We start from the raw sequence: 13,255 nt of genomic DNA on the forward strand, positions 1-13,255 counted from the left end.
CTCCTCTTCATTATGTCAAAAAAGAAAATATTTGTTTTTCCGATTGTTCTTCCTCATAATCCGTTATAATAAGATTGTAACTTACATAAAGGGAGCGATTGTACATGCCATACGTAACAGTGAAAATGCTAGAAGGACGCACAGAAGAACAAAAGAAAGCTCTTGCTGAAAAAGTAACAGCAGCAGTAAGCGAAACAACTGGTGCTCCAGAAGAAAACATCGTTGTTTTCATCGAAGAAATGTCTAAAAATCATTATGCAGTTGGCGGAAAACGCTTAAGCGACAAATAATTTCAAGTTTCTTTCACAAGAAGCAGTCCATGGGCTGCTTCTTATTTCTTTCCTTCTAATAATTCAATAATTTTCTCTTTATATTTTCCTTTTCTTCCGCCTTCATAAATTAAATCATGCGGATAGAAAAGTTTTTGATCCCTTCTCTTCTTACCAGTAATCGCTTCTACGATATCAGATTCACGTGAAAGTTCCCTAAGGTCTCCGTTTGGCATAAGAAGCAAGATTGGAAGCCTTTCTTCTTCTTCACCAGCACGGTAAAAGTCATACGGTAAGTCCGATGTTGAATCCACAACTAAATAGTACTCCGGATCCAGTCCAATCTTTTTAAATAAACTGCTTAATTCCATCCAATTATCTAAACCATGATTCTCTGTAAATTCCACGTATTTAAAGAGATTTCGGTTCATAAAACGACGACATAAATCACTTAAAATTTGGTCATCTTCATCTTGCCATACCTGGAAATAATAATACATTACATTCTCATCTAGCTTTAAATAATCCTCTACCGTTACTTCTTCTTCAAATAAAGAATAGAAGTGAACTGGATAATGTTTAAATGTATAATACTGCTCATGTAATGTTTTCGCACGGTGTAAAATCTTTGTTAAAATCACTTCTGCACTGCGCGTTACAGGATGAAAGTATACTTGCCAGTACATTTGATAACGGCTCATAATATAGTGCTCAACAGCGTGCATACCACTATTTTTAATTACCACTTGATTTCCGTATGGGCGCATGACACGAAGTATACGCTCCATATCAAAATTCCCGTATTTTACACCCGTAAAATATGCATCTCTTAATAAATAATCCATACGATCTGCATCAATTTGACTAGAGATCATACTAATCGCTAATTTATTATCAGACGTTTTCGCAATCACATCTGCTACTTTTTGCGGAAATTCTCGGTCTACACGGCTAAGTACATCATTGATTTCTGTATCACCAACAATAATTTTTTGCGTGAACTTCTCATGATCTAATGAAAATACTTTTTCAAAAGAATGTGAGAACGGACCGTGTCCAACATCATGTAAGAGCGCTGCACATAAACATAATAATCTATCTTCTGCATTCCAATTCGGTCTGCCATCAAACACATCATCAATCATACGACGAATAATCTCATATACACCTAATGAATGAGTAAAGCGACTATGTTCTGCACCATGAAATGTAAAAAATGTCGTTCCGAGCTGCTTAATACGGCGCAGACGTTGAAATTCCTTCGTTCCGATTAAATCCCAAATAACACGATCACGCACGTGCACATACTTATGTACTGGGTCTTTAAACACTTTTGTTTCGCTGAGTTTGTCGTTTAAATATACCATCTCGACATCCTCCTTCCTTACTACATTCTTACTTTATATTATAAACGAAATCGGAAACAGAAAGAAACGAAAGACTATATAAATCCAAATTTAAAGACGAATATCAAGCCATTCTTTTAGATGGATGAGAGCATCCGGCCACGCATAGAAGCGGTCAATACCTTTTTTAACCCCATGCCATGGAAAAACAAAAGGAGAAAATGAGTAAAAGTCTCTATTTGTTCTCCGTAGCCATAATTTATCCCGCACCAATGGGCAGGAACCCCCCACTGATTAAAGTTTCACTTTATCTATTTACAAACTCAAATTGAATTTGTATAGAAATGTAAAAAATCACTTTCGCTATAGCGAAAGTGATTTTCTTTGTTTACTATTTTCCTAAAACGAACTCAGCAATTTCGTCTAAGATCATTTCTTTACCAAGCGGGAAGTATCCTTTGTTTAGATCTTCATTTTTGATTGTAAATACGTGATTGTTTTTAACAGCATTCATGTTTTTCCAAATTGTTTCTTCTTGGAATTCTTTTAAGCGCTGAGAACCATCGCCAGTTGTAAATACGAATAAATAATCTGGGTTATAGTCGATTAACGCTTCTTTTTGTACTTGTACTAATGGTTTATCCATTGGTGTACCTGGAACTGCTGGTAATTTTAAGTCTTTGAAGATTACGCTACCATAACCGTAGTCACCGTATACACGGAATGCATTTGGATATGCAGCCATTTTCATAAATGTCGCATCGCCAGTTTTTGCAACGATTTTATCATGTAACTTACTTGCTTTTTCATCATACTTCTTGAACCATTCAGTTGTTTCTTTTTCTTTATCGAAGATTTTACCTAGCTCTTCAAACTTTGGACGCCATTGATCTAATGGAGTTTGTAACATAACTGTTGGTGCAATTTTAGATAATTGATCATAGATTTTTTCTTGGCGGTTATTCACAAGGATTAAATCTGGTTTTGCAGCAGCTACTGCTTCGATATTAATTTTATCGCCCCATGCAGAGCCGACCGGTTGTACACCTTTTAATTGATCTGCAATATGTGCATCAATCTTCTCTTGAGACGTATTTGCAGTAATGATTGGTTTCATTCCAAAGATTAATAATTCTTCTGTTGAGCCACTAAGGTCAGCAATTTTCTTTGGATTTGCAGGAATTTTGATTTCACCTTTTGCATGTTTTACAGTACGCTCTTCCACTTTCGCATCTGCTTTCTTCTCTTCTTTCTTATCAGAAGAACAAGCTGCAAATAGGACAGAAGTAACGACTAGTACCATCGCTAATAATAACGCTTTAAAATTCTTCATATTCCCACTCCTTTTGGATGTATTTCTCTTATAAGTTGTATATAACTATAAGAAACTACAAACAACATTTAATTGATATATTTTCATTAATCGTTGTATGTAGCCCGTTCTAACGGGCGCTCAACCTCCCAAAGCAAAAATGAGAAGCTCAACGTCCGTTAGAATCCCTCCTCCTACTAAAATATAAATAGGAGGAAGAGTTCTCTTATGCTTGCTTGCGTACTTGTTTATTTATCATCGTCAAATCGTACGTTAAACAAATTGGCTTACAGTTGACAGGACATGGAACAATTTGCGCTTCAATTTCAAATACATCGCGAAGCGTTTCACATGTCATCACTTCATCCGGTGTCCCTTGTTTCATTAACTTACCAGCCTTTAAAGCCACCATATGATCTGAAAAACGAGAAGCGTGGTTTAAATCATGAATAACCATCACAATCGTGCGGCCTTCTTCTTGATTTAACTTCTTCAACAAATTTAATATTTCTAGCTGATGAGCCATATCTAAATATGTTGTCGGCTCATCTAGCACAAGTAAATCTGTTCCTTGCGCAAGAGCCATCGCGATCCATACTCGCTGGCGTTGCCCACCTGATAAAGCTTCCGCTGGGCGGTTCGCAAACTCGGTCATACCTGTTACTTCAAGTGCCCAGTGAATATAACGATAATCTTCTTCTTTCAGTGTTCCAAATCCTTTTTGGTGCGGGAAACGTCCATACGAAACAAGTTCAAACACCGTAAGACCTGTCGGCACTTCTGCAGTTTGTGGTAAAATCGCCATTTTCTTTGCAATTTCTTTTGTTGGCTGCTTCTCAATTGCTTTCCCATCAAGATATACAGTACCTCGTTTTGCTTTCAAAATACGAGAAGCTGTTTTTAACAATGTAGATTTTCCGCATCCATTTGGTCCAATAATTGTTGTAATTTTCCCTTCTGGAATTTCCACTGATAATCCATCGATAATTAACCCTTCATTATAGCCAACAGATACCGAATCAACCGCTAAAGTTGCCATACAAAAAGCCTCCCTTTATTTTGTCCTCATAAGTAAATAAATGAAATATGGTGCACCAATTACCGAAATAACAAGACCGACCGGTATTTCAGATGTCGTTAGTACACTTCTTGAAATTAAATCTGCAAATAATAATAATAACGTTCCAATTAATGCTGCTGTCGGCAACATAATTTGATGCTTTCCTCCAACAAGACGTCTCGCCAAGTGTGGTGCCATTAAACCAATAAAGCCAATTCCACCTGCAACTGCAACAGACGCTCCTGCTAAACAAACTGCAATAAATAATAATTTACGTCTTTCTTTCTCTACGTTTACACCAAGTCCAACTGCCGCAGCATCGCCTAAATTCATTACATTTAATATGTGTGCTTTACGAATCGCAATTGGTAAAAAGATGAGCATCCACGGAAGTACGCTTAATACGAATTTCCAGTCTGTTCCCCATAAACTTCCCGCTAGCCAAATCGTAGCAAAACGGAAATCATTCGATGTCATTTTCATTGAAAAAATTAAACTAACTGCGCTAAATCCTGCTGCAACTGCGATACCAACAAGTATTAAACGAGTTGATGATACGCCGTCCTTCCATGCCAGTGCATAAATAATAACTGCTGCCAATATTGCACCGACTAACGCAAAGAATGGAAGAATGAATACAGAGAGAAAAGCACCAGTTCCAACTTTCCCAAAAAAGAAGTATACGAACACAACAACAGTTAATCCTGCACCTGCATTAATACCAATAATTCCTGGATCAGCAAGTGGATTTCGTGATAACCCTTGCAGAATCGCCCCTGACATTGCTAATGCTGAACCAACCAATATCGCAATCACCATACGTGGCATACGAAATTCAAATAAAATAACTGACTGATCTTCTGCTCCAAGTCCAACCAATGATTTCAATACATCCATTGGTGGAATTTTAAACGTTCCTGTATTTAAACTAACAAGGAATACTGTAACAATTAAAGCAATTAAAATTGTTACAACTGAAATGTTCCTTTTTGTTAAGACGGTTGTCTTCACATTTTTCCTCTCCCTTCGTTACGTGCTAAGTAGAGGAAGAATGGAACGCCAATTAGCGCTGTAATAGCTCCAATTGGTGTTTCAAACGGCGGATTAATAATTCGTGATAACATATCTGCACATTCGATTAACAGCCCACCTAATACAGCAGAACATGGAATAACCCATCTATAATCTGAACCGACAAGAAAACGCGTCATATGCGGGATTACAAGCCCAACAAATCCAACAGATCCTGCCATAGAAACCGCTGAACCCGTTAACACAAGTACAAGTACAGTCCCGATAAATTTAATCAGTGTTGTATTTTGCCCAAGTCCAATCGCAATTTCTTCACCAAAACTTAAAATAGTAATGTATCTCGACATCATAATTGCTATAACAAGACAAACAAGTCCAATCGGCAAGAGCATGTCAATACTCTGCCATTTCACACCAGCAACGCCGCCTGCATTCCACATACTCACCTCTTGTGCGAGATTGAAATAGAGTGCGATACCAGATGAAATAGCCCCTAGTAGAGCGCTAATTGCAGCTCCAGCTAACGCCAATTTAACAGGTGTTAATCCGCCCGGTGAAGATGCCCCAATACCGTATACAATACTTGCACCAAATGCTGCTCCAATAAAAGAAGCGATAACAAACATTAAATATGGTGAATTCGGGAAAAACGCATACATAATTGCAATCCCAAATACCGCTCCATCAGTAATCCCCATTAATGATGGAGATGCAAGCGGATTCCGTGTCATCCCTTGCATAATCGCGCCGGATACTGCTAGAAAGGCACCCGCAACAACTCCGCCGATTGCCCTCGGCATGCGCAGTTCCCAAATCACATTATGATGCGTCAAAGAACCGTCAAACTGGAAGACAGCTTGCCAGACAGTCTTTAGACTAATATCTGCAGCACCAAATGAAATTGAAGTTGCCATGCTTAAAGCTAACAAAATTGTCCCCGCTATTAAAATAATAGAAGCAATAAGCGGTCTACTCTTAATCTCTTTTACGTCTACTTCTTGCTGCTCAATACTCCTCGCACTTGCTTCCATCCCTCAACCATCCTAACTAACAACATATATTTATTAAAATGAGATTTATTCTCAAGAAACAGCAAAAAAAACCGGGTTTACTTACCCTTTCGTGATAATGATTCTCACAATCACACTTTCTATTCTACCTATCGTTATAAAAAGCTGTCAACCATTATTTTGCAATATAAAACTAATGTAATTAATATAAAACCAATATCATACTATGCAAATTATCCATTCATACGCGTTCATTTCATATCGTTATCTCAAAATAATCTTTAAATTTTAACAATAAAAAAGAAGAGTAAAATATTCACTCTCCTTCTTCTTTACTTATTTAATTTCACTTCGATTTTCTTAATCAGTTCGTCTTCGGTTGGTGCTGCAACTGGACGATTATTAACGAAAGCGAATGATTTTTTACGACCTGGTCCACAATAAGATTGACAGCCAACTTCAATATTTGCACATGAATCTACTTTTTTGAGCTTCGGTATCAATGTCTTAATGTTTGTCGCCTGACAATCATCGCAAACACGAAATTCGTTTCCCATTTAATATAACACTTCCTCTATTTTAAACTTTTCACAAGTACATTTAACAATAAACACTAAATGGTATTTTACCGCTCTTTGAGGCTTGATGCAAGTTCCCCCCATGAGTCCTTTATGATGAAAAAACTCATTTCCCTCCTTATTTTCCCCCTTATAAGATTCCTTCATTCACACATCCATTTCTTACTTTCATCAAAATCTACCATATTTTTAAAAGCTTTGTATAAAAGCGATTTCTTTTGCCCATTATAAAAATAGGAAGTTCATAAAAAGAAAGGGAGTTGAATCTATGAAAGTAAGACAAGATGCTTGGACAGATGAAGATGATTTATTACTTGCTGAGACTGTATTACGTCATGTTCGTGAGGGAAGTACACAATTAAATGCATTTGAAGAAGTTGGTGATCAATTAAACCGTACTTCAGCTGCTTGTGGGTTTCGTTGGAATGCTGTTGTTCGTTATAGCTATGAACAAGCTTTACAATTAGCAAAACGACATCGTAAAGATAAAATGCGTGCCGCTGGTGGTGAACAAACAAAAAAACGCCTTTTATATACACCACCTGCTTCAGCAGCGGTCATTACGAATGATGAAGAACCGGTTGTAACTACAACTGTTCCTCGTTCAGAACCAGTTGTCTCTAGCTCTTCTATAACAATGCACGATGTAATTTACTTTTTACAAACAGTAGGATCTTCAAACGCGAAAGTAACAGCGCTCGAAAATGAGAATACGAGATTAAAACAGGAAATAAAAACACAAGTACTCCGCAATGAAGAATTAGAAAAGAGACTAGAAAAACTAGAAAAACAATCTAATACAGTACAAGAAGATTATGAAACGCTTATGAATATTATGAACCGCGCTCGTAAATTAGCATTAATGGATGATGAAGGGCCTGCTCAAACTTCATTTCGTATGGATCGAAACGGCAATTTAGAAAAAATTGCAGAATAAAAAGGATGCAGACGCCTGCATCCTTTTTATCATGGTTTTAAATTCAACATATGGGACTCTTCTAACTTAGAATCCTTGCGAATATTTGGGTAGATTTCTTTTTTAGGGTTTTCTTTAAATTCCACTACCCCAACTGTTTTTACTGGAGCACTAAGTGTTTCGTACGCTGAATCACTTACTACCGCGAACATATCTGCATATTTGCGAGCATCACCAAGAATTACATTACCTTCATACTTCATTTTTTTATCGCCAATTACAATATCACTTTGTTCAGTTTTTGCAAATACAATACCGGCATCATTAGAGACAGATGGTAATGTTGTAATTGGTTTCGTATCTTCACCATCTACTTTTCTTAACAGCTTTTCTTTTACAAATTTCTCTGCTGTCGTTTTATTCATGATTAATACTTTTTGGTCATTTACCTTATCAAATTTAACAGTATACTTCGCTTCAGATTCTATTTCTTTTTTATGTTGATCAATTGTTTGTTGCACAACTGCTTCATCACCATACATCAATACGCCGTTTGCTTGTGGGGCAATCATATCCATAATCGAGCAACCACTAAATACAGCTGCTGACATTACTGCTACAAGTCCTAATTTTACTTTTTTCATTTGTATTCCTCCTAAAACTATAATTACAATGCCTAGCTTAACAAGCACAGCTGCTTTTACCAATCGCCTTCCCTTACAGTAAAATTACAATTTCGTAAGGTTCTTTTGTACAACTCTCCCCTCCTCTCTCTTTTTTGCTATAATAAAGGTTGTCATTTTATAAATAAGGGGTTAGTTATATGAGCGATTCCCGTTCGATTTTATCTCAACCAGAGTGGCGTATTGTTGATCAGTCTAGTTTAGGTCAAACCTTTCATGCACTCCAATCATTCGCCATGGATGATACATTGTGCACAACAATTGGAAAAGGTATATCTGCTTCAACAATGCGTTCTTGGGTTCATCACAATACAATTGTTCTTGGCATTCAAGATTCTCGTCTTCCTCATTTGCAGGAAGGGATTTCTTTTTTAAAACAGAAAAATTTCAATGTCATTGTTCGTAATTCAGGTGGTCTGGCAGTCGTACTTGATGAAGGAGTTTTAAATGTATCGCTTCTATTTCAAGAGACGGACAAAGGAATTGATATCGATCTTGGATACGATACGATGTGGCATTTAATTAAAGAAATGTTACAAGATTACGATGTTGATATTGAGGCAAAAGAAATCGTTGGTTCTTATTGTCCTGGAAGTTATGATTTAAGCATTCGCAACCAAAAATTTGCAGGTATTTCACAGCGCCGTATTCGCGGAGGGGTTGCCGTACAAATTTATTTATGTGCTACAGGAAGCGGATCTGAACGTGCGGCACTTGTTCGTGATTTTTACAACTTAGCTATTCAAAAAGAAGAAACAAGGTTCACATACCCTGAAATTGTTCCAAGTACAATGGCTTCATTATCTGAACTACTTGGTGAAACGATTACAGTTCAAGGCTTAATGATGCGTCTTTTAAAAACATTACAGCATTTCGCACCAAAGTTAACACCATCACAATTAACAGTGGATGAAGTTCCTTTATACGAAATGAATTTACAACGCATCATTGACCGCAATAATAAAGCACTTAATCTTGAAAAGTAAGAAAAGCCCCGCTATAGTAGCGGGGCTTTCCTATTATAGTGCTTGAGCTGCTGTAATTAGAGCTAGCTTGTACACTTCTTCTTCATTACAACCGCGAGATAAATCGTTTACTGGCATGTTTAAGCCTTGTAAGATTGGTCCCACTGCTTCAAAGTTACCTAAGCGTTGTGCAATTTTGTAACCGATATTACCAGCTTCTAAGCTTGGGAATACGAATACGTTAGCATCACCTTTAATAACAGAACCTGGTGCTTTCTTCTCAGCTACAGATGGTACAAATGCAGCGTCAAATTGGAACTCACCGTCTAATGTTAATTCAGGAGCCATTTCTTTTGCAATGCGAGTTGCTTCTACAACTTTTTCTGTTTCTGGAGATTTCGCAGAACCTTTTGTAGAGAAGCTTAACATTGCAACGCGTGGATCAATGCCGAATAGTTCAGCAGTTTTCGCACTTTCAATACCAATTTCAGCTAAATCTTGGCTGTTTGGTGCAATGTTGATTGCACAGTCAGCGAATACATACTTCTCATCTTCACGTACCATAATGAATACGCCTGAAGTTTTTGTAACGCCTGGTTTTGTTTTAATAATTTGAAGTGCTGGACGAACTGTATCAGCTGTAGAGTGAACTGCACCACTTACTAAGCCGTGTGCTTTTCCCATGTATACAAGCATTGTACCAAAGTAGTTTTCGTCTTTTAAGATTTCACGAGCTGCTTCTTCTGTTGCTTTACCTTTACGGCGTTCAACGAAAGATGCTACCATTGCATCCATTTCTTCATATGTAGCTGGGTCGTAAATATCAACGCCTGCTAATGTTAAATTCATGCTAGCAGCTTTTGCGCTAATTTCTTCTTTATTACCAACTAAAATTGGTTTTACTAATTCTTCTTTTGCTAAACGCTCTGCAGCGCCTAAAATTCTTTCATCAGTTCCTTCAGGAAGTACGATGGAAATGCCTTTTCCTTGAACTTTTTCTTTTACTGCTGTAAATAAATCGCTCACGAATAAACCCTCCTACAAATGTTAAAAAAACTCTACTTTTAAGAATACTTCTTTTCATCTATATTTTAAACTTATAGCTCCTAAAAAATAGGCAAAATAAAAATGATTATATTTTCATAAAATTCAGCGTGGTTAATCTATTATGGAAAACATGAAAAAACTTTCTTTTTTAGATGGAAAAGAGCGTCTAGCCATGCATAGATGCGGTCAGGGCCCTTTTTCTCCCCATGCCATGTGAAAACACAAAGAGAACATGAGTGTAGGGCTCTTTTTGGTTTCATAACCATAATTTTTATGTGAAAACAGAAAAACTCTCTTTTTAGATGAGAGAGCATCCGCCCATGCGTAGAAGCGGTCAGGGCCTTTCCCTGCCCCATTCCATGTAAAAACACAAGGAGAAAATAAGCGTAACGCTCTTTTGGTTTTCATAACCGGAATTTTTAATTGATAGCAAAAAGCCTTTATCCGTACTCCTCTATCTAGCCTTTTCAAATGTGACAATTTTATGCACCAAAGCGTTCCATAGGTGACTTTAAACCTATATATGCTATAGTTAACGTGTAAAATATCATTAACTGAGGTGAATAGAATGAGTGAAGCAGCAAAAACATTAGATGGTTGGTATTGCCTGCACGATTTACGTTCTATCGACTGGGCAGCATGGAAAACATTATCTAGCGATGAACGTGGGGAAGCGATGTTTGAATTTTTAAACATCATCGAGAAATGGAATAAAACTAACGATGCGAAACAAGGCAGTCACGCAATGTATACTGTTGTTGGTCAAAAAGCAGATATTATGCTCATGATTTTGCGCCCAACAATGGAGGAACTAAATGAAATTGAAACAGAATTAAATAAAACAACATTAGCTGAATATATGGTTCCAGCATACTCTTACGTATCTGTTGTTGAGTTAAGTAACTACCTTCCTGCCGAGGAAGACCCATACCAAAATCCACAAATCCTTGCGCGCCTATACCCAGAGTTACCAGAAGCAAACCATATTTGTTTCTATCCAATGGACAAGCGTCGTCAAGGTGATGACAACTGGTATATGCTTCCGATGGAAGAACGTAAAAAGCTAATGTACAGCCACGGTAAAATTGGTCGTCAATACGCTGGAAAAGTACGCCAAGTCATTACTGGCTCAGTTGGCTTCGATGATTATGAGTGGGGCGTAACACTATTTGCTGATGACATTCTTCAATTCAAAAAGCTTGTATATGAAATGCGCTTTGATGAAGTAAGTGCTCGCTATGGCGAATTCGGTACTTTCTTTGTCGGTAACATTTTACCAAGCGACAAAGTAGCTAAATTTTTACATGTATAATACAAAAGGAACGAAATTCGTTCCTTTTTCTTTATTTCTGATAAAAAACCTCAAAAACCCCCCTATTTTCGTCAATTTTAAACAAAGTTAGACAATAACTTGTCAAATTCCCTATTAAATCATTACCTTTTTATATTCAAAATTATGCTAAAATGATACGAGCTATATGCTAATAACGATGCGAAGGTGATAATGTATATGAGGAAAATTTTATCTATTTTACTAGCGTTTCTATTGTCATTTTCTTCCTTAGGAGTAACAACCTCCCATGCAGAAGAAAAAATACATATAGAAGCTGCCGCCGCTATTCTTTTTGATGCAGATACAGGAAAGATACTGCACGAACAAAATCCAGATGAATTACTAGCTATTGCTAGCATGTCAAAGCTTATTGTTGTTTACTCCGTTTTAGAAGCTATTAAAGAAGGAAAAATCACTTGGGATACAAAAGTGAACATCTCTGATTACGCCTATGAAGTTTCCCGAAATAATGAATTCTCCAACGTACCTTTCGAAAAAGGCCGACAATATACAGTGAAAGAATTATATCATTCTATTGTTATCTTCTCTGCAAACGGGTCCAGCATTGCACTTGCTGAACTTCTTGCAGGAAGTGAAAAAAACTTCTTAAATCTTGCAAATGAATACGCAAAAAAACTAGGGTTAAAGAAATATAAATTTGTAAATGCTACTGGGTTAAATAATGCTGATTTAAAAGGAAAGCATCCGGAAGGAACAGATCCAAATGGAGAGAACTCCTTATCGGCTCGTGACATGGGTATTCTATCAAAAATAATTATTACAAAGTATCCGGAAATGCTAGAGGATACAAAACAAAGATTTAGAAACTTCCCAGATAATCATCCAAAACCAATTCGCATGGAAAACTGGAACTGGATGCTACCAGGTGCCGCTTTCGCTTACGAAGGAACAGATGGTTTAAAAACAGGAAGTTCAGATACAGCTGGGTATGGATTTACAATTACTGCAAAACGCGGAGACTTACGTCTTATCTCCGTTATTATTAAAACAAAATCAATGGATGAACGCTTCACAGAATCACGTGAATTAATTGATTACGGATTTAATAACTTTGAAAAACAGAAATTAAAAATAGATAAAAACAATACAATTTCTGTTGTAAAAGGAAAAGAAGACACTGTAACTGTGACACCTGAAAAAGAGATAACGGTAATCACACAAAAAGGAAGTAAACCTTCTTATAAAATTTCTACTGAGGCAGATAAATCACTTGCTGAAGATGGAAAATTAGTTGCACCAATTAAAAAAGATGCAAAAGTTGGCTCGTTCGTTTTAGAATCAACTGATCAATATGGTTTCCTAGAGGGAAACAAACAAATGAAAGTGGCTGCAAAAACAACAGAAGAAGTAGAAAAAGCAAATTGGTTCGTATTAACGATGCGATCCATTGGTGATTTCTTCTCAAACATGTGGTCAAAAATATTTGGATAATAGAAAGCTAGCAAATTGCTAGCTTTTTATTATGCTTCTATATAAATCCTCTTTGGTTTTTCGACATATGAGCTGCGGCTATGAAAGCAAAAACAATTCTCCACTTATTTCCTCTTTTTGTTTTCACACGGCATGGGGCGAAAAAAGGCACTGACCGCTTCTATGCATGGCCGGATCCGCTCTCCCATCTAAAAAGAATGGTTTTATGTTGGTTTTTCAATCCTAATTTATATAAAATTACTCCCCTTAAAA

13 protein-coding genes are annotated in these 13,255 nt (G+C 36.8%); 5 read left to right on the top strand and 8 right to left on the bottom strand.

Going from position 1 to position 13,255, the window contains the following annotated elements; all coding sequences use genetic code 11:
* The first annotated feature begins 104 nt into the window (after positions 1 to 104).
* Positions 105 to 290, top strand: coding sequence for a 2-hydroxymuconate tautomerase (locus CN373_RS14085; RefSeq protein ID WP_001147171.1), 186 nt, complete (start codon positions 105 to 107; stop codon positions 288 to 290).
* Between the two features lie 41 nt (positions 291 to 331).
* Here CN373_RS14085 and CN373_RS14090 read toward each other — a convergent pair whose 3' ends face one another.
* The 6 genes from CN373_RS14090 to CN373_RS14115 form a co-directional block, all read right to left on the bottom strand.
* Entirely contained in the window at positions 332 to 1,636 is a 1,305-nt protein-coding gene (locus CN373_RS14090; RefSeq protein WP_000262732.1) for an HD domain-containing protein, read from the bottom strand.
* Positions 1,637 to 2,006: 370 nt separating this feature from the next.
* The gene (locus CN373_RS14095; RefSeq protein WP_000787669.1) at positions 2,007 to 2,948 is read right to left on the bottom strand and encodes an ABC transporter substrate-binding protein; all 942 of its coding nucleotides are present in this window, start codon (positions 2,946 to 2,948) and stop codon (positions 2,007 to 2,009) included.
* A gap of 205 nt (positions 2,949 to 3,153) precedes the next feature.
* Entirely contained in the window at positions 3,154 to 3,966 is an 813-nt protein-coding gene (locus tag CN373_RS14100) for an ABC transporter ATP-binding protein (protein ID WP_000212074.1), read from the bottom strand.
* A 15-nt stretch (positions 3,967 to 3,981) separates the two neighbouring features.
* Complete coding sequence (locus tag CN373_RS14105; RefSeq protein WP_000859171.1) at positions 3,982 to 4,998, bottom strand: FecCD family ABC transporter permease; 1,017 nt, start codon at positions 4,996 to 4,998, stop codon at positions 3,982 to 3,984.
* Entirely contained in the window at positions 4,995 to 6,050 is a 1,056-nt protein-coding gene (locus CN373_RS14110) for a FecCD family ABC transporter permease (RefSeq protein ID WP_000388288.1), read from the bottom strand. Before CN373_RS14110 ends, CN373_RS14105 begins: the two co-directional genes overlap by 4 nt.
* A gap of 311 nt (positions 6,051 to 6,361) precedes the next feature.
* Entirely contained in the window at positions 6,362 to 6,586 is a 225-nt protein-coding gene (locus CN373_RS14115; protein WP_000526070.1) for a DUF1450 domain-containing protein, read from the bottom strand.
* A gap of 289 nt (positions 6,587 to 6,875) precedes the next feature.
* Here CN373_RS14115 and CN373_RS14120 point away from each other — a divergent pair, with 289 nt between their 5' ends.
* Positions 6,876 to 7,544, top strand: a complete 669-nt coding sequence (locus CN373_RS14120) for an RsfA family transcriptional regulator (RefSeq protein ID WP_098359561.1) — start codon at positions 6,876 to 6,878, stop codon at positions 7,542 to 7,544.
* A gap of 29 nt (positions 7,545 to 7,573) precedes the next feature.
* Here CN373_RS14120 and CN373_RS14125 read toward each other — a convergent pair whose 3' ends face one another.
* Positions 7,574 to 8,167 (bottom strand): lipoprotein BA_5634 family protein, encoded by a 594-nt coding sequence (locus tag CN373_RS14125; protein ID WP_033664859.1) that lies wholly within the window; start codon positions 8,165 to 8,167, stop codon positions 7,574 to 7,576.
* A 179-nt stretch (positions 8,168 to 8,346) separates the two neighbouring features.
* Between CN373_RS14125 and CN373_RS14130 the strand changes: the two genes are divergently transcribed.
* Positions 8,347 to 9,192: a lipoate--protein ligase family protein gene (locus CN373_RS14130; protein WP_001285357.1), complete on the top strand. Its 846-nt coding sequence runs from the start codon at positions 8,347 to 8,349 to the stop codon at positions 9,190 to 9,192.
* 33 nt (positions 9,193 to 9,225) lie between these two features.
* Here the strand turns inward: CN373_RS14130 and pta are convergent, their stop codons facing one another.
* Positions 9,226 to 10,197, bottom strand: coding sequence for a phosphate acetyltransferase (pta, locus tag CN373_RS14135; protein ID WP_001281328.1), 972 nt, complete (start codon positions 10,195 to 10,197; stop codon positions 9,226 to 9,228).
* Positions 10,198 to 10,786: 589 nt separating this feature from the next.
* Between pta and hemQ the strand changes: the two genes are divergently transcribed.
* A complete protein-coding gene (gene hemQ / locus CN373_RS14145) occupies positions 10,787 to 11,530 on the top strand; it encodes a hydrogen peroxide-dependent heme synthase (RefSeq protein WP_001287108.1) in 744 nt (247 codons plus the stop codon).
* A 192-nt stretch (positions 11,531 to 11,722) separates the two neighbouring features.
* Positions 11,723 to 13,003 (top strand): serine hydrolase, encoded by a 1,281-nt coding sequence (locus CN373_RS14150; protein WP_113740970.1) that lies wholly within the window; start codon positions 11,723 to 11,725, stop codon positions 13,001 to 13,003.
* Positions 13,004 to 13,255 lie beyond the last annotated feature (252 nt).

The sequence above is a fragment of the Bacillus cereus genome, assembly GCF_002561295.1.
Lineage (GTDB): Bacteria > Bacillota > Bacilli > Bacillales > Bacillaceae_G > Bacillus_A > Bacillus_A cereus_S.